Raw genomic sequence first — 21496 nt, 5'->3', positions numbered from 1 at the left:
CACAGCGCACACACACGGGCCGGGGCGGCAAGCCCCGGCCCGTGTGACATATGCCGGTGAAATTTTCTCTTGACTGGATCCTTACGTTCCTGCGTACATTTTCAGCCAACGGTCGGCATTGCCGAACGGCTGTCGGACGAGAGTCCTTGTGCAAAGGAACCCCCCATGCGTCTGCACATCACCCTCAGAACCCTGGTCATGGCCGCGGCCGCCGCGGCCCTCGCCTTCACGGGCCTGTCCGCCCCGGCCTCCGCGTCGGTCCTCGACACCGCGCCCAAGGGCGCCAACGACTGGTCCTGCAAGCCGGATTCGGCCCACCCCCGGCCGGTCGTGCTGGTCAACGGGACGTTCAAGCTGATGGCCGAGAACTGGGCCGCGCTCTCCCCGAAGCTCAAGGAGGCGGGCTACTGCGTCTTCGCCTTCAACTACGGGAACATGGAGACCGCCCCCATACCGCAGGCGGCGGCCGAGCTCCGTGACTTCGTCGAGAAGGTCCGCGGCGCGACAGGCGCGGCCAAGGTCGACATCGTCGGCCACAGCCAGGGCGGCATGATGCCGCGCTACTACGTGAAGTTCCTCGGCGGCGCGGACAAGGTCGGGGACCTCGTCGGCATCGTGCCCTCCAACCACGGCACGAAGAACCCCCTCGCGATCCCCCTCGGCTACACCGTCTGCCCGGCCTGCCTCGACCAGCGCGCCGGCTCGGACCTGCTGGCCAAGCTCAACGCGGGCACCGAGACCCCGGCCGGGCCCGACTACACGGTCATCACGACCAAGTACGACGAGGTCGTCATCCCCTACACCAGCGCCCTGCTGACCGGTCCCGCCGAGCACCTCACCAACGTCGTCCTCCAGGACAAGTGCCCGCTCGACCCGTTCATGCACGACCAGGCGACCAAGGACCCGGTCGTCGCCCAGTGGGTGCTGAACGCACTGGGCCGCAAGGGCCCCGCCGATCCGTCCTTCCAGCCGCGCTGCTCCGGCTGAGCACCTGAGCACCGGAGCACGACAACAGCGGAGGGGGCCGGCGAACCGGCCCCCTCCGCATCGGCGCGTACGGCCGTCAAGCGGCCTTGTCCTGCCGGGCCTTGGTGGCGTAGACGTCCACGTACTCCTGCCCCGACAGGCGCATGACCTCGCTCATCACCTCGTCCGTGACGGCCCGCAGCACATAGCGGTCGCGGTCCATGCCCTCGTACCGCGAGAAGTCCAGCACCTCGCCGAAGCGCACCGTCACCGGGCTGATGCGCGGCAGGCCCTTGCCGCTCGGCTGCACCTTCTCGGTGCCGATCATCCCGAACGGCACCACCGGCGCACCCGTCATCAGCGCCAGCCGCGCGACGCCCGTACGCCCGCGGTACAGACGGCCGTCGGGGGAGCGGGTGCCCTCCGGGTAGATGGCGAAGATGTTGCCCTCCTCCAGGACCCGGCGCCCGGTCATCAGCGCGGCCACACCGCCGCGACCGCCGTCGCGGTCCACCGGGATCATGCCCGACGCCCCGAAGAACCAGGCCATCAGCCGCCCCTTGACGCCCTTGCCCGTGACGTACTCGTCCTTGCCGATGAAGAACACCTGCCGCTTGACGATCAGCGCCAGGAACAGGGAGTCGATGAACGTGACGTGGTTCCCGGCGAGGATCACCGGCCCCTCGCCGGGGATGCGCTCGGCTCCCTCCACCTTCGGGCGGTACAGGACGCGCATGAGGAATCCGAGGAACGCCTTGAGCAGGATGCGGGACAACGGGTCCTCCGGGTCGGGTGACGGACGATGCGCATGCCTGCGCAGGGCAGGACGATACTCGCGGGTAGAGCGAATATGCACGCGGGGTTCATCACGTCGGTACGCAGTGTTGACGTGAGTTATCCCTCCGTTTGAGCTCAGTCCTTCTGTACGAAAGTCGCCCGTGTCTACGATCTTGCGCGTCCGGCGGCTGCCGGACACGTCTCGGTGCACGGAGCGAAGGAGCGTACATGCAGCAGGAGCAGCGGCCGGGCAGGCGGACGGTGCTGGGGGCCGCGGCGGCCCTCGGGGCGGGCACGGTCGTGTTCGGCGGCGCCGGAACGGCCGCGGCGGCGCCGGGCACCGGGCATGACGAGCGCGCGGCGAACCGGCACCGGCAGCCGTACCACGACCTGCCGGTACCCACCATCATCGGACACCGCGGCGCCTGCGGCTACCGGCCCGAACACACGCTGGGCTCCTACGAGTACGCGCTCGCCAACGGCGCGGACGTGATCGAGCAGGACGTCGTGCCCACCAAGGACGGCCACCTGGTGTGCCGGCACGAGAACGACATCACCGCCACCACCGATGTCTCCTCGCACCCGGAGTTCGCCTCCCGCAAGACCACCAAGACCGTCGACGGCGAGTCCCACACCGGCTGGTTCACCGAGGACTTCACCCTCGCCGAGCTCAAGACGCTGCGCGCCAAGGAGCGCATCCCGGGCAACCGGCAGCACAACACCCTCTACGACGGCCGCTGGCAGGTGCCCACCTTCGAGGAGGTCCTCAAGTGGGCCGACGCGCAGGGCCGCAAGCGGGGCCGCCGCATCTGGCTGCACGTCGAGACCAAGCACCCCACCTACTTCCGGGGCATAGGCCTGGGCCTGGAGGAGCGCCTGGCCCGGCTGCTGCGCCGCTACGGGCGCGCGGGCCGCGACGGGCACACCTTCCTGCAGTCCTTCGAGCCCAGCAGCCTGCAGCGGCTGGGGAAGCTCGGCGTGGACGGGCCGAAGATCCTGCTGCTGGACGATCTGCCCACCCGCCCCTGGGACTTCACCGTCGCCAAGGACCCGCGCACGGTCGCCGACCTCATCACCCCCAAGGGCCTGAAGTGGGTCTCCGGCTTCGCGCAGGGCATCGGCCCCTGGTTGAACCTGATCATCCCCCGGGACAAGAACGAGAAGCTCACCAAGCCCACCACGCTCGTGCGTGACGCCCATGCCGCCGGGCTGGTCCTGCACCCGTACACCATGCGCAACGAGAACTCCTTCCTGCCCGCCGACTTCCGGCGCGGCAGCGACCCGAACGCCTACGGCGACGCCTTCGGCGCGTTCAAGACCTACTTCGCCACCGGCATCGACGGCATCTTCTCCGACAACTGCGACACCGCGATGCTGGCGCGAGAAGCCCTTCGATGAATCGCGACGCCGACACGGACGGGTGACTGCCGCCCGTGCCGGCAACCGGCGGGACGCACGGCCACGTCCCGCCGGTCATGACGCCGAACGATCTCCTGACCTCGCTGCGCCCCCTGCTGGCCGCGGAGTGCGCGGCCGAGGCCCCGGCGGCGGGTGTCGACGCCGCCGACCTCGAACAGGCCGTCTGGGTGCGGCTGCTGAGCGACGGCAGCGCCTGCCACGGCGCACGGCATCGCACGGCCGAGTCCGCGGTGCGGCTGCGCGCCGCGGTACGGGCCGAGGCACGCGCCGCACGCCGCCGGGCCCGTCGCGAGGTGCCGTACGACCCGACCGTCACCGACCCCTCGGACGGCCAGGAATCCGGTGTGGAACGGGCGGTGCTGGCCGCGGAGTCGGGCCGGGAGCTGCGCGCGGCCGTCCGGCGGCTGCCCGGCCGCTGCCCCGGCCTGCTGAGCGCCCTGCTCTCCGCGGGTGATCCGACCTACCGCGAAATCGCAGGGGAGTTGGGAATCTCACAAGGATCTTTGGGGCCGGTCCGTTCCCGCTGCCTGGGATGCCTGCGCAGAATGCTCACGGCGGCGATTGCGGCTCCTGGGCTCGGGGGAAAGGAGCGTTAGACGACCGGCGCTGCGAAGACGGCGTGCACTGCGGCGCCTTTCGTCGGTGTGGACCGGAACGGGCCGAACAGGGGAGGCATGCGGACATGGGCATGAGCGTGACCATCGCGGCGGCGGGCGAGGACGATGCCGAGCAGATCCTCAAGCTCCAGTACCTCTGCTATCAGAGCGAGGCCGAACTCTACGGCGACTACTCCCTCGAGCCGCTGACCCAGAGCCTCGCGGCGCTGCGGGCCGAACTGGCCGGAGGCCGGGTGCTGGCGGCCCGGCTCGGTACCGAGGTCGTCGGCTCGGTGCGGGGCGCGGTGGGCCCGGACGGCACGGCCGTCATCGCGGGGCTCATCGTCCACCCCCGCCTGCAGCGGCACGGCCTGGGCGGGCGGCTGCTCGCCGCGGTCGAGGAGCAGCTGGCGGAGGAGTCCGCGAAGCGCTACCGGCTCGCCGTCGGCCGGCGCAGCGAAGGGACCCTGCGTCTGTGCCGCGAGGCGGGATACGTCCCGACAGGCGGCACCGAGCAGATCACGAGCGCCTTCACCCAGGTGACCCTGGAGAAGGCCGCCGCGGTGCCCGCTCTCGCGGCCGGCCGTTAGCAGCTGGCCGTCAGCGCTGGTCCTGGGCCTTCCGCAGCCAGAACATCGCGGTCACCGGCAGGATCACGGGGATGAACAGGTACCCCATGCCGTAGTCCGACCACACCGTCGCGTCGGGGAAGGCGGACGGCTCGGCGAGCGTCCAGGTGCCCACGACGAGAACGCCGGCCAGCTCCGCGGCACAGCACACCAGTGCCGCCCGGCGAGCCGTCTCGCCGCCGCGGACCAGGGAGTACGTGATGAACGCGTACACCACCGCGGCGGCCGCCGACAGCGAGTAGGCGAGCGGGGCATGGCCGAAGTGCAGGATCGTCTGGACGATCGAGCGGGATGCCGCCGCGACGGTGAACACCCCGTACAGCCACACCAGCAGCCGGCCGGGGCCCTGCCCCAGATCGAAGCCGGACTTCGCCGGTCGGTCGGTGTCCGTGGACTGTGTCATCGTCAGCCTCCCCAGATGTCGTACAGCCGCACTTCGAGCACGGCGAGGATCACGGCGCCCGCCGACACCGTGGCCGAGCCCCAACGGGTGCGCTCGGCGAGGGACATGAAGCCCGCGGCCGGTACCGCCGCCGCGGCGCCGATCAGATAGGCCACGAAGATCGCCGTGCCCTGGGAGGGCTTGTCGCCGCCCGCGAGCCGTACCACGCCGATGACGAGCTGGACGAGCGCGAGCACGCAGACCACGGCCATGCCGATGAAGTGCCAGTCCTTGGTGGACTGGTCGCGGGAGAAGGCGATACCGCACCAGGCGGCGAGCGCGAGGGCGGCCACGCCGACCGCGAGTGTCAGCGCGTCGATCACCGTGACCGCCGGACGGCACCGGTGTGCGGATGGGGCATGACAGGCATGGGACGACTTTAGAGGGCGCCTCCCGCCCCACCGCACGCGCCCCTGCGCGGCGGCGGGGTGTCCACGGGATGATCAGGCTTGTCCGCTATTCGGACAGGCTTGGCTCAATCGCACCGGTGTCTGTTTTACTGGCTCGCATGACCACGACGAGCAGCCGCACCTTTGCGACCGAGGCGATGACGACGCCCGGTGCTCGTTGCATGTGTCGAATGTGTGACCGCTGAGGGCCCCTGTTCTGAGCCTCGCGCCCCGAAGCGAGACCCGTCGAGCCCGAGTCCCCCCGAGGACCCGGACCGCTCCGCCCCGCGTCACGAGAAACCCCGAAGCCGCGCACCCGCGCCCCGCCGGGGCTCTCCCTGCCGCGTTCCGCAATGAATGCCCGTGCGCCGGCGCATCCCTGCCGCGCACTCGACAGTGACGGAATCCCCTGTGATCACCACTACGGGCCTGACAAAGGTCTACCGCTCACGCGGCCGCGAGGTCACCGCCCTCGACGGCGTCGATCTGCACGTACGCGAAGGCGAGGTGTACGGCGTCCTGGGCCGGAGCGGTGCCGGGAAATCGACCCTCATCCGCTGCGTCAACCTCCTCGAGCGCCCCAGCTCCGGCACGGTCACCGTGGCAGGCCGGGACCTCACCGCGCTCGCCGGCCGGGGCCAGCGCGCGAACGCCGCGCTGCGCGAGGCACGCAGCCGCATCGGCATGGTCTTCCAGCACTTCAACCTGCTCTCCTCGCGCACCGTGCAGGCCAACGTCGAGCTGCCGCTCGAGATCCTCGGCCTCTCCGGCACGGAGCGCAGCCGCAAGGCCCTCGAGCTCCTCGACCTCGTCGGCCTCGCCGACAAGGCCAAGGCCTACCCCGCCCAGCTCTCCGGCGGCCAGAAGCAGCGCGTCGGCATCGCCCGGGCGCTCGCCGGCGACCCCAAGGTGCTGCTCTCCGACGAGTCGACCTCCGCGCTCGACCCGGAGACCACCCGCTCGATCCTCCAGCTGCTGCGCGACCTCAACCGGCAGCTCGGCCTGACGATCCTCCTCATCACCCACGAGATGGACGTCGTCAAGACCATCTGCGACTCCGCGGCCCTGATGAAGGCCGGCCGCATCGTGGAGTCCGGCACCGTCTCCGAGCTCCTCGCCACCCCCGGCTCGGAGCTGGCGGCCGAGCTCTTCCCCGTCGGCGGAGAGCCCTCCGGCCCCGACCGCACAGTCGTGGACGTCACCTTCCACGGCGAGGCGGCGACCCAGCCCGTCATCTCGCAGCTGTCCCGCACGTACAACATCGACATCTCGATCCTGGGCGCCGCGATGGACACCGTCGCGGGCAGGCAGGTCGGCCGGATGCGCATCGAACTGCCGGGCCGCTTCGAGGAGAACGTCGTCCCGATCGGCTTCCTGCGCGAGCAGGGTCTCCAGGTCGAGGTGGCCGACGTCAGTCTCCCGGCGCCCGCGGGCGCGCTCCTGAAGGATGGTGCCAAGTGACCTGGTCCGAGATGCAGCCACTGCTGCGCGACGCGTGTCTCGACACCCTCTTCATGGTGTGGTGGTCCGCGGTCTGGACCGTCCTCGGCGGCCTGCCGCTGGGCGTCCTGCTCTACCTCACCGACCGCGGCGGGCTGCTCCAGAACGTCGTCGTCAACAAGGTCGTCGGCGCGGTGGTCAACATCGGCCGCTCCGTGCCCTTCATCATCCTGATCGTCTGGCTGATCCCCTTCACCCGCCTGGTGATCCAGACCTCGATCGGCCCGAGCGCCGCCGTGGTCGCCCTGACCATCGGCGCGATCCCGTTCTTCGCCCGCCTGGTGGAGACCTCGCTGCGCGAGGTCGACCACGGCCTGATCGAGGCCGTGCAGGCGATGGGCGGCGGCACCTGGACCGTGATCTTCAAGGTGCTGCTCCCGCAGGCCCTCGCCTCGCTCGTCGCGGGCCTGACCACCACCGTGATCGCCCTCATCGGCTACTCCGCCATGGCCGGCGCGGTCGGCGGCGGCGGACTCGGCCAGGTCGCCATCAACTGGGGCTACCAGCGCCAGGAACACGGCCTGATGAACATCACCATCGTGCTGCTGGTCGTCATCGTCACGGCCGTCCAGCTCGCCGGCGACCTCGCCGTACGCCGCCTCGCACGGCGCACCGGCCGCCAGGCGGCACCCGCCGGCCTCCGCCGCCTGTGGAGCTCGCCCGCCCGCCGGCAGGTCCCCGCCACGGCCGAACCCGCCGAGGCGGCCGAAACCACCTGACCCCCGGGGCCCCGCCCCGGTGAACCACGAGCCCGGACCCTTTGCCGGGTGGCAACACCTCGTGAAACAGAAAGAGGCACTCTTCGTGCGTACCACCGTCAAGCTCACCGCCGCCGTCGCGGCAGCCGCCGCCCTCACCCTCGGCCTCAGCGCCTGCAGCGCCCCCTCCGACGCCTCCTCGAGCGGCAGATCGGAACAGAAGGGCAAGGACGCCGACCCGAACGCGACCCTCGTCATCGCCGCCAGCCCCACCCCGCACGGCGACATCCTCAACTTCGTCCGGGACCACCTCGCCGAGAAGGCCGGGCTGAAGCTGAAGGTGAAGGAGCTCAACGACTACAACCTGCCCAACACCGCCACCCAGAGCGGCGACGTCGACGGCAACTTCTTCCAGCACAAGCCCTACCTCGACGACTTCAACAAGAAGAACAAGACCGACATCGTCCCGGTCGTCAACGTCGAGATCGAGCCGCTCGGCCTCTACTCCAAGAAGGTCCAGAAGGTCTCCGACCTCACCTCCGGTTCCACCGTCGCCGTGCCCAACGACGCCACCAACGAGGGCCGCGCCCTCAAGCTCCTGGCCGACCACAAGGTCATCGAGCTCAAGGACGGCGTCGGCAGCGGCGCCACCCTCGCCGACGTCAAGGACAACAAGGGCATCAAGTTCACCGAGCTCGAGGCCTCCCAGATCCCGGCCCGCCTGGCCGACGTCGACGCCGCGGTCATCAACGGCAACTTCGCCATCAGCGCCAAGCTCAACCCCGCCAAGGACTCCCTCGCCCTGGAGAAGGCCGACGGCAACCCGTACGCCAACTTCCTGGCCGTCAAGAAGGGCAACGAGGACGACCCGCGGATCGTAAAGCTCGCCAAGCTCCTCAACTCCGACGAGGTCAAGAAGTTCATCGAGCAGAAGTTCAGCAACGGCGCCGTCATCCCCGCCTTCGGCTCCGTCAAGAACTGACCCCCGCGCCGCGGCCCCGGCGCCCGGCGTCGCACGTCTGGCCGAATCGACTGGCCGACAAGGGCGCCCGGACCGGCAACGCGGGAGGAACGCCGGTAATCTCAGCCGTCCCGGCGGCCGCAGGCCCCGCACACGCACCGCGTGCGCGGGGCCGCCGCGCTTGGCACACCCGCATACAGATGCTGCATGCTGGTGCACCCGAGCCACCCCGACCGGACCACCGAGAGCACCCGAGTCCACCCCCGGCGTTGGAGCAGCGCATGACATCCACCTTTCCGGACATCTCCATCAGTACGGACCGGCTGGTGCTGCGCCCGTTCGACGCCACGGACGTGCCCGCGCTCGCCGAGATGATGAACGACGAGCTCATCACCGCCTGGACCTCCGCGCCCCACCCCTACACCACCGCCGACGCCCGCGACTGGGCCCTGCACCGCGCCCCCGAGGAACGCACCTCCGGGCGCGGAATCGTCTTTGCGGTCACCGAGTTCCTCACCCACCGCCTCGTCGGCATCGTGCACCTCCACCGCACCGACTGGCGCACCCTCTCCGCCGAGGTCGGCTATGTCACCGCGCCCTGGGCCCGCGGCGAGGGCTACGCCTGCGAATCCGTCCTCGCCGTCGCCGAATGGCTCTTCCGCGACCAGAAGTTCGAACGCCTCGAACTGCGCACCGCCGCCGACAACACCGCCTCCCAGCAGGTCGCCCAGAAGATCGGCTGCATCAGCGAGGGCGTCCTGCGCAACGCCTGGATAGCGCGCAGCCGTACGGAGGACGGCGGCTGGACGGACATTCGCACCGACCTCATCGTCTGGAGCCTGCTCCCCGAGGACCTCGAAGAGGTGCGCGAGCAGCACACAGGCGGCGGCCCCGGATACGCCGCAGCCTTCCCCGGCTGGCGCTGACCGCCGTTTGCGCCGGTCAGCGGTACGGACCTGCCGGGGTACGCTCATTGCCGCCCGCACGCGCCGCGGGCACCCCGACCCGAGACAAGCCCAGGAGACAGACGACGATGGCCGACCGGGTCACGGTGATCGGTTGGGACGGCTCACCGCTGACGGCAGCGGCCCGCTCCGCCGTGGCCGCCGCCACCCTCGTGGCCGGAGCCGCGCACCACTTGGCGCTGCCCGAGATACCGCCCGGTGCCGAACGCATCAGGCTCGGCAGCGTCGGCCTGGCCGCCCGCCGCATCGCCCGCCACCGCGGCACCGCCGTCGTGTTCGCGGACGGCGACCCCGGCTTCTTCGGCGTCGTCCGCACCCTGCGCGCACCCGAACACGGCCTGGAGGTCGAGGTGGTGCCCGCCGTCTCCTCGGTCGCGGCCGCCTTCGCCCGGGCCGGCATGCCCTGGGACGACGCCCGGATCGTCGTCGCCAACAGCCGTGAACTGCGCCGGGCCGTCAACGTCTGCCGCGCGTACCCCAAGGTCGCCGTCCTCACCTCGCCCGGCGCCGGACCGGCCGAACTCGCCCTCCTCCTCGGCCCCGTCCACCGCACCTTCGTCATCTGCGAGGAACTGGGCACCGACCGCGAACGGGTCACCGTCCTGACCTCCGACAAGGCGGCCGACCACGCCTGGCGCGACCCCAACGTCGTCATCGTCATCGGCGGTTCCGGCACGGCCGAGGCGGCGGCGGACCCGAGGCAGCGGACGACGGGCGGCTGGATCGCCGGCCGCGACCCCGGCCACGCGGGCGTGCGCGGCTGGGCGCTGCCCGCCGACGCCTACGGCGCCGCGCCCGCCGAGGGAGAGGCCACCGAACTGCGCGCCGCCCAACTCGCCCGGCTCGGGCCGCGCGTGGGCGACCTCGTGTGGGACATCGGCTCGGGCAGTGGCGCCGCCGCGGCCGAGGCCGCCCGGTTCGGCGCGGCCGTCATCGCCGTCGACCGCGACGCGGACGCCTGCGGGCGTGCCGCCGCCGTCGCCCGCCGCTTCGGCGTCCAGATCCAGGTCGTCCACGGCACCGCGCCCCAGATCCTCGAGGACCTGCCCCAGCCCGACGTGGTCCGCGTCGGGGCCGGCGGCGCCCCGGTCGTCGCCGCCTGTGCCGACCGACGCCCCGAGCGCATCGTCGCCCACGCCGCCACCCGCGACGAGGCCGAGGCCATCGGCAGGGCGCTCGCCGAGGGCGGGTACGCCGTGGAGTGCGTCCTGCTGCAGGCCGTGGAGTTGGACACAAGCGCGTGGACGGAGCGCGAGCGCGCCGTAGCCTTCCTGCTGAGCGGGCGTCGTACGCACCCGTGATCGCGGCGCGCCGGGCGGAGGGTAGGCTGGCGGACCGTTGTACGACCGCCCGGTGTCCGACACCACAGTCACCAATGTCCCGAACGTGTCTCCGTATTGACGGTGCGCACGGCAGGGTGGCTCGGGCGGTGCACAACGTGCCGCGAGACTTGGACGCTCGTTCTTGACTATGGGCGTGAGCGGTTGGAAGGAGCACTACCGATGGGCGAGGGGTACGCATGACCGACACCGGCCGGTTCCCGGGTGAGGGACAGCCGGAGAACGCAGGCGCAACGCCCGGGCACCCGCATCCCGCGGATCCCACGGCTCCTGCCGACACCGGACTCCGTCCTTCCACGTACAGCTTCCTCGACCCGGCGGACGCCGGGGACGAGGACGACCTGCTGCTGATGCCGGGCGCCCAGGGCGCCTGGATGGAACAGCCCCCGGTCCAGGGCCACGACGGGGCGCACACGCCCGCCGCGCCCCCTGCGGCCCCCGCCGCCCCCCGGCGCCCGCTGCACATGGGCCCGCCCGTGCCGGACAACTCGAACGGCGTCGTACGCTCCCTCGCCGACCGCGGTCCGGCCACCTCGCCGCAGCCCGTCGGCACGCCGGTCCGTCAGCCCGCCGCACCGGCGCCCGAATACCTCGATGTCCCGCAGCCCGTCGCCGAGCCCGCACCGGCACCCGCACCGGCTGCGGTGCCCGAAACCCCGGCGCAGCCGGGCATATGGGACACCCAGCCGCAGCAGGCCCCGGTCGCGGAGGCACCCGCTCCGGCACCCGTGGTCTCCGCGCAGGAGCAGGCGCCCGAGCCCGTGGCCCCGGCTGTCCCCGAACCCGCTGTCGCGTTCGTCCCGGCGCAGATGGCGCAGAACACGGGCGACGCGCCCGCCGTCGCCGAACCGGCGGCGGAGAACGCGGAGAGTGCCGCCGTTGCCGCGGCGCCGGTTGACGGTGCGTCGGTCGCTCCGGCCGAGGCCGCGCCGGAGGCGGTTCACGCGACCGTGCCCCCGGCGCGCGCCGCGGAGCAGGAGGCCACGGAGCAGCAGGCAGCCGCCCCGGTGGAGCAGCCCGCCGAGCCCGTCGTCGCCGAGCCTGCCGTCGCTGCCGAGCCGGTCGTTGCCACAGAGCCGGTCGTTGCCGCAGAGCCCGTTGCCGCCGCCGAGCCCGTCGTGGCCGAGGCCGTGCCCGCAGCACCGGCCGTCCCGCAGGCCGGCGAGCAAGCCGCCGCGGTGACGGAGCCGGAGCCCGCCCCCGACCACGTGCCGGCCGCCGACGCCGTTCCCGCGACCCCTGTCCAGGCCCCGGCCGCCCAGGTTGCCGCCGAGCCCGCTCCGCAGGAGCAGGCCGCCGCTCCTGTGGTCCCGGAGCCGCCTGTCGTCGCCGAACCGGCCCTGCCCGAGGCCGCACCGCAGCCGGAGGCCCCCGCCGCCGTCGCGGACGTCCCGGCGGCTCCCTCCGAGCCCCAGCCGCAGGGCCCCGTCATGGTGCCGCCGGCCGAGCCTGTCCAGGCACAGGCCGAGGTGGCGCAGCCCGAGGCGGCACAGCCTGTTCCGGCACAGCCCGAGCCGTCGCAGCCCGAGCCGGCCGAAGCCCAACTGCCCGAAGCCCAGCTGCCCGAGGCTCCGCAGCCCGAGGCGGCCCCGCCCGTCCTCGTGCAGGACGCACCGGCGCCGCCCCCCGCGCCCGCCGCCGAGCAGCCGCAGCCGGCCGAGGCCGCCGCCGCTCCGGAAGCACAGCCGGAGACGGCCCAGCCCGAGGCCGCCCCGGCCGCGGAGGCCGTCGTCTCCGCGCCGCCGCAGGAGCAGGACGCCGAACCCGCCTTCGAGTTCGTCCGGCAGGAGGAGCCCCAGCCGGACGCCGCCCCGGCGGATGCCGTCCTGGAGAACGCCGCCCCGGAGCCGGAGGCCGAGCCCGCCGACGTCCCCGAGCCCCTCGGCCCCCCGGCCGGCGGGTACGAGGACGCCGAGCGGGACGCCGTCCACCGGGTGATGCGCGAACGGCGCGACATCCGCAACGGCTTCCGCCCCGACCCCATCCCGCACGACGTGCTGCTGCGCGTCCTCGAGGCCGCGCACACCGCGCCCAGCGTCGGGCACTCGCAGCCCTGGGACTTCGTCGTCATCCGCTCCGCCGAAACCCGGCGGACGGTGCACGAACTGGCGGCACGCCAGCGCCAGGCGTACGCGGACTCGCTGCCCAAGGCACGGGCCAAGCAGTTCAAGGAACTGAAGATCGAGGCGATCCTCGACACGCCCGTCAACATCGTCGTCACCGCCGACCCGACCCGCGGCGGGCGCCACACCCTCGGCCGGCACAGCCAGCCGCAGATGGCCCCGTACTCCTCCGCGCTCGCCGTCGAGAACCTCTGGCTCGCGGCCCGCGCCGAAGGACTCGGCGTCGGCTGGGTCAGCTTCTTCGACGAGCGCGAGCTCGTACGCGAACTCGGCCTGCCCGACCACCTCGAGATCGTCGCCTACCTGTGCGTCGGCTACGTCGACGAGTTCCCCGACGAGCCCGAACTGATGCAGGCGGGCTGGTCCAAGCGCCGGCCGCTGTCCTGGGTCGTGCACGAGGAGACGTACGGCCGCCGGGCCCTGCCCGGCGAGGACCCGCACGACCTGCTCGCCGAGACCCTGCGCGGCATCCGCCCGCTGGACGCCAAGGCGCTCGGCGAGGCATGGGAGCGCCAGAAGCGCATGACCAAGCCGTCCGGCGCCCTCGGCATGCTCGAGATCATCTCCGCGCAGCTGTGCGGCCTGTCCCGCAAGTGCCCGCCGCCCATCCCGGAGCCGGCCGCGGTCGCGATCTTCGCGGGCGACCACGGCGTGCACGCCCAGGGCGTCACGCCCTGGCCGCAGGAGGTCACCTCGCAGATGGTCGCCAACTTCCTGGGCGGCGGCGCGGTGTGCAACGCCTTCGCCAACCAGGTCGGCGCGGAGGTCTGCATCGTGGACGTCGGCGTCGCGGCCGACCTCCCTGCCACCCCCGGCCTGGTGCCCCGCAAGGTCCGCCCCGGCACCGACGACTTCACCGCCGGCCCCGCGATGACCCGTGAGGAGGCGCTGCGCGCCGTCGAGGTCGGCATCGAGACCGCGCGCGACCTCGTCACGGCGGGCAACAAGGCCCTGCTGACGGGCGAGATGGGCATCGCCAACACCACCGTGTCCGCCGCCCTGATCTCCGTCTACACGGGGGCCGACCCCGCCGAGGTCACCGGCCGCGGCACGGGCATCAACGACGAGATGCACGCCCGCAAGATCGACGTCGTGCGCCGCGCCCTCGAACTGCACCGGCTGGATCCGGAGGACCCGATCGGTGTCCTCGCCGCCGTCGGCGGGCTCGAACACGCCGCGCTCGTCGGGCTGATCCTGGGCGGAGCCTCGCTGCGCACTCCCGTGATCCTCGACGGTGTGAGCGCCGGAGCCGCGGCGCTCGTCGCCCGCGCCATCGCCCCCGAAGCGCTCGCCGCCTGCATCGCGGGCCACCGCAGCGCCGAACCGGGCCATGTCGCGGCGCTCACCAAGCTGGGACTGCGTCCGCTGGTCGACCTCGACCTGCGGCTGGGCGAGGGCACGGGTGCCCTGCTGGCCCTGCCGGTGGTGCAGAGCGCGGCCCGCGCCATGCACGAGGTCGCGACGTTCGACACCGCGGGCGTCACCGAGAAGAGCTGACCCGAGCGGGTACGGGGCGGTACGGACCCGGCGAGGTCCGTACCGCCCCGTACCCGCCCGTCCGGACCCGTCCCCTGGCTAGGGTGTTCCCGGGGCCGCACCCCGTATTCGAACCGCCGCTCCACCGCAGCAGCGGCAAGCGCAGCATTCGCACGAGGAGAGCCGCACCGCCATGGCCGAGCACGCCGAGCACGCCGACACCGCCGCGTCCCCGGAACGGCCCGCCTACCCCGTGGGCCTGCGCCTCGCGGGCCGCCGCGTCGTGGTCCTCGGCGCGGGCCAGGTCGCGCAGCGCCGCCTGCCCGCGCTGCTCGCGGCGGGTGCCGACGTCGTGCTGATCTCGCCGTCCGCCACCCCGTCCGTCGAGGCGATGGCCGAGACCGGCGAACTGCGCTGGGAGCGCCGCCGCTACCGCGACGGCGACCTGGACGGTGCCTGGTACGCCCTGATCACCACCGACGATCCCGCCGCCAACGAGGCCGCCTCCGCCGAGGCCGAGGCCCGCCGCGTGTGGGCCGTCCGCAGCGACGACGCCGCTGCCGCCTCCGCCTGGACCCCGGCCACCGGCCGCAGCGAGGGCGTGACCGTCGCGGTGCTGACCGGGCAGGACCCCCGCCGTTCCGCCGCCGTGCGGGACGCCATCGTCGAGGGCCTGCGCGACGGTTCGCTCGCGGCACCGCACTACCGGGTGCGTCCGGCCGCGGGCAGCGTCGCGCTCGTCGGCGGCGGTCCGGGCGACCCGGACCTGATCACCGTGCGGGGCCGCAGGCTCCTCGCCGAGGCCGACGTCGTCATCGCCGACCGGCTCGGTCCGCGCGACCTGCTCGACGAGCTTCCGCCGCACGTCGAGGTGATCGACGCGGCGAAGATCCCGTACGGCCGGTTCATGGCCCAGGAAGCCATCAACAACGCCCTCGTCGAACACGCCCGGGCCGGCAAGGCGGTCGTGCGGCTCAAGGGCGGTGACCCCTTCGTCTTCGGCCGGGGCATGGAGGAGGCGCAGGCACTGGCCGAGCACGGCATCCCGTGCACCGTCGTGCCCGGCATCTCCAGTTCCATCAGCGTGCCGGGCGCCGCCGGAATCCCCGTCACCCACCGTGGCGTGGCGCACGAGTTCACGGTCGTCAGCGGGCACGTCGCTCCCGACGACCCGCGCTCGCTCGTCGACTGGGCCGCGATCGCCGGGCTCCGCGGCACACTCGTCCTGCTGATGTCCGTGGAGAACATCGGTTCCATCGCCGCGGCGCTCATCCGCCACGGACGTCCCGCCGGCACCCCCGTCGCAGTGGTGCAGGAGGGCACCACCGCGGCCCAGCGCCGGGTGGACGCCACCCTGGAGAGCGTGGGGGAGCGGGTCAGGGACGAGGGCATACGGCCGCCGGCCGTCATCGTGATCGGCGCCGTCGTGGCGGTCGGACCGGAAACCGGCCGCTGACGGCTTCAGTTGGCACCCGTACCAAGGCAAGGCAGCAATCCCGTGGCCGAACTCATCACCATCGACGACCCCGAAGACCCGCGTCTGCACGACTACACCGGTCTCACCGACGTGGAGCTGCGGCGGCGCCGCGAACCCGCCGAAGGGCTCTTCATCGCGGAGGGCGAGAAGGTCATCCGCCGTGCCCGGCAGTCCGGGTACGCGATGCGCTCGATGCTGCTCACCCCCAAGTGGGCCGACACCATGCGCGACGTCATCGACGAGGCCCCCGCCCCGGTCTACACGGTGAGCCCGGACCTCGCCGAGCGGGTGACGGGCTATCACGTGCACCGCGGGGCACTGGCCTCCATGCAGCGCAAGCCGCTTCCGGAGGCCGCCGAGCTCCTGCGCACGGCCCGGCGCGTCGCCGTGATGGAGGCCGTGAACGATCACACCAACATCGGGGCCATCTTCCGGAGCGCCGCGGCGCTCGGCATGGACGCCGTCCTGCTGTCCCCGGACTGCGCGGACCCGCTCTACCGGCGGTCGGTGAAGGTCTCCATGGGAGCGGTCTTCTCCGTTCCGTACGCCCGGCTCGAGACCTGGCCCCGTGACCTGGAGACCGTCCGCGCGGCCGGGTTCAAGGTGCTCGCCCTCACCCCGGACGAGAAGGCCGTGCCCATGGACGTCGCCGCGCCGCACCGGCTGGACCGGGTCGCGCTCATGCTCGGCGCGGAGGGCGAGGGCCTGTCCGTACGCGCGCTGAGGGCGGCCGACGAGTGGGTACGCATCCCCATGGCCCACGGGATCGACTCGCTCAACGTGGGAGCCGCGGCGGCCGTGGCGTTCTACGCGGTCGCGTCGGGCCGTCCGCAGGACTGAGACTGGACGGCGGCGGGGCAGGAAAGCCCGAGCCCCGCCTTCTTCTTGGGGCCGTCGCACCCCTGGGCCGCCGCGATGCCCAGGGCCACCAGCAGCGTCACCACGACGAACACGATCAGCCGCTGGCGCAGCAGCCGCCCGTCCGGCCCCCGGCGGCGGGGGGCGGGAGCCGTGCCCCCGCGGGGTCCCTTGCGCGCAGCGGGACGAGCCCCGCCCTGCCCCACGGGCCGCTTCTGCCCCCGGGGCCGCGCGGACGCGGACGGCCGGGAGGAGGACGAGCCGGAGTACCGCGGTTCGGTGCGCTGCGCCGCGTACTCCTCGGCACGCTCGCCCGACGGCCGCTCGGGCGCACGACGGGCCGGCACCCGGCGGTCCGCCAGCCCGTGCGCCTCGCGTGCCGCGATCTCCTTGAGGCGCAGCGAGAGCTGGAGGGTGCTGGGCCGCTCCTCGGGATCCTTGGCCAGGCAGGCGTACACCAGCGGCGCCAGCGCGTCGGGCACGCCCATCAGCTGCGGCTCCTCGTGCACCACGCGGTAGAGCATGACCTCCGAACTGCCCTGCCCGAAGGGGGAGTCCGCGGTCGAGGCGTACGCGAGGGTCGCTCCCAGCGCGAAGACGTCCGTCGCAGGCGTCACCGCGGCACCGCGCACCTGTTCGGGCGCGAGGAAGCCGGGGGAGCCGACAGCCGTCCCCACATGCGTCAGTGTGCTCGCCCCTGTCGCCCAGGCGATGCCGAAGTCGATGATGCGGGGGCCCTTGGGGGAGAGCAGGATGTTCGACGGCTTGAGGTCACGGTGGACCACTCCGGCGTCGTGCACCGCCAGCAGCCCCTCGGCCAACGCCGCCCCGATGGAGGCGGTCTGAGCCGCCGACAGGGGCCCTTCCTCGGTGACTTTGTCGTGCAGCGAGGGACCCGGAACGTACTGGGTGGCGAACCACGGCCGGTCGGCGTCGAGATCGGCGGCCACCAGCCGCGCCGTGCAGCCGCCGCGGATCCGCCGGGCTGCCGATACCTCCCGCGCGAAGCGGGAACGGAACTCCTGATCCTCCGCCAGATCCGGCCGGATCACCTTCAGCGCCACCCGCTGGCCACGCCGGTCGGAGCCCAGGTACACCACGCCCATGCCGCCCGCACCGAGCCGGCGGTGAAGCCGGAACGAGCCGACGACACGCGGGTCCTCGCGCCGGAGCCGCATCATCGTCATCTTCATCCCCGCTGCCGGTCCATCTGACGTGCCACAGCTTACGGACTGACAGCCGGGTGCGCTGCGAGGCCGCGCATGCGTCGGCGACCGGATTGTCAGTGCCCGGTGGGATGCTCGGAAAACGATGTCGGGGCGCCCGAACCGGGCCCCCGGCAGGGACGTGCTGCCTCAAAGGGCCGCCGAGGGAGGGGGATTGACGCCATGAAGGGTGACCGGGTGGAGATTGTCGTGGATGCCGGAGCCACGACTCGAACGTATGAAGTGATGGCAGACAAGGCAGGCCGGAGAGTGGAGGCGGCGGTCCGCTGCGGAGTGGTGGAAGTGAGCGAAGTCACGAGAGCGGGAACGGTCGTGCGCACCGCGCGGTTCATGGCCGGCCGGGTGCTGGCGCTGGTCGAGCACCCGGCCGGCAGGTCCCCGGGCCGGAGCGGGAGGCGGACGCACGCCCCCTCCGGGATGTCCCCGGGAGCTGCGGCCCCGGTCTCCACCCAGGGGAGTAGCCGCCCCCGTCCGGCGTCATCCTCGGGGAGGCCGCACAAGCGGTACGCGGGCATGACGCCAGGCTGCGCGGTGGCCCCTAACGTTGAGTCCAAGCGGCGGGCGTACCACTCGTCCCCCGAGGTCAGACGTCCGCCGCTGCCGGACGTGGCAGTGCCGGACACGGCAGAGGAGGGCCCAACAGGGCCGGGCACGGCGGGAGAAGCACGATGGCGCAGGAGCCACCACGGGCGGTCCGTACGCCCGGCCGGGCACACGGTTCCCGGACCGTGGACGGTCTCGGTCATGTGCCGGACACGCGTCATCCGCTGGTCGCCCTGGCGATCGTGCTCCCCTTCGCGGTCTTCCTCGCCGTGTCCTGCGGCGGCTGGGATGCCGTCGTCACTCAAGCGTCGTCCGTGGCCGGCTTGCTGGGGCGCTGAGCGCTCCGGGCCCGGGAGAGCGGCCCGGGCCGGGGACGAACCGGCCATCAGCCCCGTGGGGACGGGGGTGCGGCGGACGGCACGCCCGGCCGGGCACCTGGAAGGGTGCCCGGCCGGTGCCACGTGCCCGCTCGGGCGCGGACGGCAAAAGGCCGGGGGCCGGAGCTCAACGCCCCGGCCCCCGGCCAGACATGTGCGCGATACTGGGATTGAACCAGTGACCTCTTCCGTGTCAGGGAAGCGCTCTCCCGCTGAGCTAATCGCGCGGGAGGATCTGTGAAGACCCTGGTGGACGATACTGGGATTGAACCAGTGACCTCTTCCGTGTCAGGGAAGCGCTCTCCCGCTGAGCTAATCGTCCGGGATGCTGCGTGCGCGATACTGGGATTGAACCAGTGACCTCTTCCGTGTCAGGGAAGCGCTCTCCCGCTGAGCTAATCGCGCGGGAGGGTCCGTGAAGACCCTGGTGGACGATACTGGGATTGAACCAGTGACCTCTTCCGTGTCAGGGAAGCGCTCTCCCGCTGAGCTAATCGTCCTTGGAGGTGGAGACGGGATTTGAACCCGTGTAGACGGCTTTGCAGGCCGTTGCCTCGCCTCTCGGCCACTCCACCAACGGAGCGGGGGTTCGGGAAGATCCCCCACAGAGCGGACGACGAGATTCGAACTCGCGACCCTCACCTTGGCAAGGTGATGCTCTACCAGCTGAGCCACGTCCGCATGACTCCCCCGGACCAGGTCCGAGAGGTGTCCTCGCCGTTTCGCTTCCGCGTCCCGGCGACGTGTTGAACTCTAGCGGATTCCAGCGCCAGCTCAAATTCCGTTTCCGCAGCGTGCTGCCCTGTTCCCCGGCCCGGCCCGCCCTCGGCACCCTCGCCATAGACTCGTTGACGTGCACCCTCTTCCTCCGATGGCCCGCTTCGGCGGCCTCCTGGCCACCGATCTTCGCGATGTCACCAGCGACCCGGCAGCCCTCGAGTCGAAGGGATGGTGGGCCGTTGTCGCGGACTTCGAGGGAGGTCTCAGATGCGCCCGCTTCGGCGACGTGCGGCCCGCCCCGCCCGCGGCGGCCTCCGGCTGGCGCGGGCCTGACCCCGACGCCTGGACCAGCTCCCTCGACCACGCCGCCTACACGGCCGGCGTGCGGCGCATACGCGAGCACATAGCGGCCGGCGAGGTCTACCAGGCCAATCTCTGCCGGGTGCTGAACGCGTCCCTGCCGGACCCGGATGCCGCCGACGTGGACGCCCTCACCGCCCTGCTCGCCGAGGGCAACCCCGCGCCCTACGCAGGAACGGTTCGGCTGCCCGCTCACGGTGTGGAGGTCGCCACGGCCTCTCCCGAGCTCTACCTGCGCCGCACCGGCAGCACCGTGGAGTCCGGTCCGATCAAGGGCACCGGACGCACCGCCGCGGACCTGCTGGAGAAGGACCATGCCGAGAACGTGATGATCGTGGACCTGGTCCGCAACGACCTCGGCCGGGTCTGTGCCACCGGCTCCGTGACCGTTCCGGAACTCTGTGCGGTCGAGCAGCACCCCGGCCTGGTCCACCTCGTCTCCACCGTGCGGGGCGAGATGGCCGACGGCGCCGGTTGGGCGGAGCTGTTCGCCGCGACCTTCCCGCCGGGATCGGTGACGGGAGCCCCCAAGGCCAGCGCACTGCAGATCATCGAATCCCTGGAGACCGCGCCCCGCGGCCCCTACTGCGGCGGAATCGGCTGGGTGGATGCCGACCGGGGGACGGGTGAGCTCGCGGTGGGCATCCGCACCTTCTGGATCGACCGCACGACACCCGGCGGTGTTTCACTGAGATTCGGCACCGGAGCGGGCATCACCTGGGGCTCGGACCCGGAACGCGAGTGGGCCGAGACGGAACTCAAGGCGGCCCGGCTGCTCGCGATAGCGTCAGGCACACATCGGCCGCTGGGAGGAATGAGACGGTGACCAGAATCTGGTTCAACGGCGCGCTCCGCGACGCGAGCGAGGCACAGGTTTCGGTGTTCGACCACGGGCTCACGGTCGGCGACGGGGTCTTCGAGACCGTCAAGGCGGTCGACGGCCGGCCCTTCGCCCTGACCCGCCACCTCCACCGGCTCGCCCGCTCCGCCCGGGGCCTCGGACTGCCCGAGCCCGACCTCGACGAGGTGCGCCGGGCCTGCACGGCGGTTCTCGAGGCCCGTCCCACGCACCTCGGCCGCCTGCGGATCACCTACACCGGCGGGATCTCCCCGCTCGGATCCGACCGTGGCACCACCGGCCCCACCCTCCTCGTCGCCCTTGGCGAGGACTCCCGCCGCTCCGACACCACGGCCGTCGTCACCGTCCCCTGGACCCGCAACGAACGCGGCGCCCTCGTCGGGATCAAGTCCACCTCGTACGCCGAGAACGTCCTCGCCCTCGCCAGGGCGAAGGAACAGGGCGCCACCGAGGCGCTGTTCGCCAACACCGGCGGCGCGCTCTGCGAAGGCACGGGTTCCAACGTCTTCGTCGTCCTCGACGGCGAATTGCACACGCCGCCGATCGCCTCCGGCTGTCTGCCCGGCATCACCCGCGCCCTCGTCGTCGAATGGACGGGGGCCAAGGAGACCGACCTGCCGATGGACGTCCTGGAGCGGGCCGACGAGGTCTTCCTGACGTCCACCCTCCGTGACGTCCAGGCCGTGCACACCATCGACGGCCGCCGCCTGCCGGGCGCGCCGGGCCCGGTGACCCTGAAGGCCATGCGGATCTTCGAGGAACGCGCCGCCGCCGACCCCGACCCGCAACCCTGAT

19 protein-coding genes, 6 tRNA genes and 1 pseudogene are annotated in these 21496 nt (G+C 72.4%); 16 read left to right on the top strand and 10 right to left on the bottom strand.

What is annotated here, in order from left to right; all coding sequences use genetic code 11:
• Positions 1 to 165: 165 nt before the first annotated feature.
• The gene (locus ACV530_RS01095; protein ID WP_494330251.1) at positions 166 to 987 is read left to right on the top strand and encodes an alpha/beta fold hydrolase; all 822 of its coding nucleotides are present in this window, start codon (positions 166 to 168) and stop codon (positions 985 to 987) included.
• A gap of 76 nt (positions 988 to 1063) precedes the next feature.
• Here the strand turns inward: ACV530_RS01095 and ACV530_RS01090 are convergent, their stop codons facing one another.
• Positions 1064 to 1741: a lysophospholipid acyltransferase family protein gene (locus tag ACV530_RS01090; protein WP_494330250.1), complete on the bottom strand. Its 678-nt coding sequence runs from the start codon at positions 1739 to 1741 to the stop codon at positions 1064 to 1066.
• Positions 1742 to 1971: 230 nt separating this feature from the next.
• On the opposite strand from ACV530_RS01090, the gene ACV530_RS01085 reads away from it, so the two are divergent.
• The 3 genes from ACV530_RS01085 to ACV530_RS01075 all read left to right on the top strand — a co-directional run bounded on the left by ACV530_RS01085 (position 1972) and on the right by ACV530_RS01075 (position 4348).
• Positions 1972 to 3141 carry a glycerophosphodiester phosphodiesterase gene (locus ACV530_RS01085; protein WP_494330249.1) on the top strand — a complete coding sequence of 390 codons (1170 nt, stop codon included), beginning with the start codon at positions 1972 to 1974 and terminating at the stop codon, positions 3139 to 3141.
• A 77-nt stretch (positions 3142 to 3218) separates the two neighbouring features.
• Positions 3219 to 3758, top strand: a complete 540-nt coding sequence (locus ACV530_RS01080) for an RNA polymerase sigma factor (RefSeq protein ID WP_494330529.1) — start codon at positions 3219 to 3221, stop codon at positions 3756 to 3758.
• Positions 3759 to 3844: 86 nt separating this feature from the next.
• Positions 3845 to 4348 carry a GNAT family N-acetyltransferase gene (locus ACV530_RS01075; protein WP_494330248.1) on the top strand — a complete coding sequence of 168 codons (504 nt, stop codon included), beginning with the start codon at positions 3845 to 3847 and terminating at the stop codon, positions 4346 to 4348.
• A gap of 10 nt (positions 4349 to 4358) precedes the next feature.
• On the opposite strand, the gene ACV530_RS01070 is transcribed toward ACV530_RS01075, so the two are convergent.
• Both ACV530_RS01070 and ACV530_RS01065 read right to left on the bottom strand, forming a co-directional pair.
• Positions 4359 to 4790, bottom strand: a complete 432-nt coding sequence (locus ACV530_RS01070; protein WP_494330247.1) for a hypothetical protein — start codon at positions 4788 to 4790, stop codon at positions 4359 to 4361.
• 2 nt (positions 4791 to 4792) lie between these two features.
• Complete coding sequence (locus ACV530_RS01065) at positions 4793 to 5152, bottom strand: hypothetical protein (protein WP_494330246.1); 360 nt, start codon at positions 5150 to 5152, stop codon at positions 4793 to 4795.
• Between the two features lie 423 nt (positions 5153 to 5575).
• Here ACV530_RS01065 and ACV530_RS01060 point away from each other — a divergent pair, with 423 nt between their 5' ends.
• The 8 genes from ACV530_RS01060 to ACV530_RS01025 all read left to right on the top strand — a co-directional run bounded on the left by ACV530_RS01060 (position 5576) and on the right by ACV530_RS01025 (position 16598).
• On the top strand, positions 5576 to 6679 hold the full coding sequence (locus ACV530_RS01060; RefSeq protein WP_494330245.1) for a methionine ABC transporter ATP-binding protein: 1104 nt from the start codon (positions 5576 to 5578) through the stop codon (positions 6677 to 6679).
• Positions 6676 to 7437 (top strand): methionine ABC transporter permease, encoded by a 762-nt coding sequence (locus ACV530_RS01055; RefSeq protein WP_494330244.1) that lies wholly within the window; start codon positions 6676 to 6678, stop codon positions 7435 to 7437. The genes ACV530_RS01060 and ACV530_RS01055 overlap by 4 nt, the downstream gene beginning before the upstream one ends.
• 85 nt (positions 7438 to 7522) lie before the next feature.
• Positions 7523 to 8398, top strand: a complete 876-nt coding sequence (locus tag ACV530_RS01050; RefSeq protein ID WP_494330243.1) for a MetQ/NlpA family ABC transporter substrate-binding protein — start codon at positions 7523 to 7525, stop codon at positions 8396 to 8398.
• Positions 8399 to 8658: 260 nt separating this feature from the next.
• Positions 8659 to 9303 (top strand): GNAT family N-acetyltransferase, encoded by a 645-nt coding sequence (locus ACV530_RS01045; RefSeq protein WP_494330242.1) that lies wholly within the window; start codon positions 8659 to 8661, stop codon positions 9301 to 9303.
• A gap of 107 nt (positions 9304 to 9410) precedes the next feature.
• On the top strand, positions 9411 to 10643 hold the full coding sequence (cbiE, locus tag ACV530_RS01040; RefSeq protein WP_494330241.1) for a precorrin-6y C5,15-methyltransferase (decarboxylating) subunit CbiE: 1233 nt from the start codon (positions 9411 to 9413) through the stop codon (positions 10641 to 10643).
• Between the two features lie 218 nt (positions 10644 to 10861).
• Positions 10862 to 14302, top strand: coding sequence for a nicotinate-nucleotide--dimethylbenzimidazole phosphoribosyltransferase (gene cobT, locus ACV530_RS01035; protein ID WP_494330240.1), 3441 nt, complete (start codon positions 10862 to 10864; stop codon positions 14300 to 14302).
• A 172-nt stretch (positions 14303 to 14474) separates the two neighbouring features.
• Complete coding sequence (gene cobA, locus ACV530_RS01030) at positions 14475 to 15737, top strand: uroporphyrinogen-III C-methyltransferase (RefSeq protein WP_494330239.1); 1263 nt, start codon at positions 14475 to 14477, stop codon at positions 15735 to 15737.
• Positions 15738 to 15779: 42 nt separating this feature from the next.
• On the top strand, positions 15780 to 16598 hold the full coding sequence (locus tag ACV530_RS01025; RefSeq protein WP_494330238.1) for a TrmH family RNA methyltransferase: 819 nt from the start codon (positions 15780 to 15782) through the stop codon (positions 16596 to 16598).
• Here the strand turns inward: ACV530_RS01025 and ACV530_RS01020 are convergent.
• Positions 16565 to 17809: a serine/threonine-protein kinase gene (locus tag ACV530_RS01020; protein WP_494330237.1), complete on the bottom strand. Its 1245-nt coding sequence runs from the start codon at positions 17807 to 17809 to the stop codon at positions 16565 to 16567. The two genes, ACV530_RS01025 and ACV530_RS01020, sit on opposite strands and share 34 nt — an antisense overlap.
• 195 nt (positions 17810 to 18004) lie before the next feature.
• On the opposite strand from ACV530_RS01020, the pseudogene ACV530_RS01015 reads away from it, so the two are divergent.
• Positions 18005 to 18238, top strand: a pseudogene (locus ACV530_RS01015) (DUF8836 family protein); the annotation flags it as partial.
• A gap of 272 nt (positions 18239 to 18510) precedes the next feature.
• Positions 18511 to 18723: a hypothetical protein gene (locus ACV530_RS01010; RefSeq protein ID WP_494330236.1), complete on the top strand. Its 213-nt coding sequence runs from the start codon at positions 18511 to 18513 to the stop codon at positions 18721 to 18723.
• 194 nt (positions 18724 to 18917) lie between these two features.
• Here ACV530_RS01010 and ACV530_RS01005 read toward each other — a convergent pair.
• From ACV530_RS01005 to ACV530_RS00980, 6 genes are all read right to left on the bottom strand, one after another.
• Positions 18918 to 18989 (bottom strand) — tRNA-Val (locus tag ACV530_RS01005).
• A gap of 20 nt (positions 18990 to 19009) precedes the next feature.
• Positions 19010 to 19084, bottom strand: a tRNA-Val gene (locus ACV530_RS01000).
• Between the two features lie 11 nt (positions 19085 to 19095).
• A tRNA-Val gene (locus ACV530_RS00995) sits at positions 19096 to 19167 on the bottom strand.
• A gap of 20 nt (positions 19168 to 19187) precedes the next feature.
• Positions 19188 to 19262, bottom strand: a tRNA-Val gene (locus ACV530_RS00990).
• 1 nt (position 19263) lies between these two features.
• Positions 19264 to 19337, bottom strand: a tRNA-Cys gene (locus tag ACV530_RS00985).
• A gap of 33 nt (positions 19338 to 19370) precedes the next feature.
• Positions 19371 to 19443, bottom strand: a tRNA-Gly gene (locus ACV530_RS00980).
• A 172-nt stretch (positions 19444 to 19615) separates the two neighbouring features.
• Here ACV530_RS00980 and ACV530_RS00975 point away from each other — a divergent pair.
• Together ACV530_RS00975 and ACV530_RS00970 are read left to right on the top strand one after the other, a co-directional pair.
• Positions 19616 to 20668, top strand: a complete 1053-nt coding sequence (locus ACV530_RS00975) for a chorismate-binding protein (RefSeq protein WP_494330235.1) — start codon at positions 19616 to 19618, stop codon at positions 20666 to 20668.
• A complete protein-coding gene (locus ACV530_RS00970) occupies positions 20665 to 21495 on the top strand; it encodes an aminotransferase class IV (RefSeq protein ID WP_494330234.1) in 831 nt (276 codons plus the stop codon). Before ACV530_RS00975 ends, ACV530_RS00970 begins: the two co-directional genes overlap by 4 nt.
• The last annotated feature ends 1 nt before the right edge of the window (position 21496 follow it).

It is taken from the genome of Streptomyces sp. SX-6, from assembly GCF_059089585.1.
Note: the sequence above shows the minus strand (reverse complement) of the source record. Positions and strands in the feature narration are given on the sequence as shown.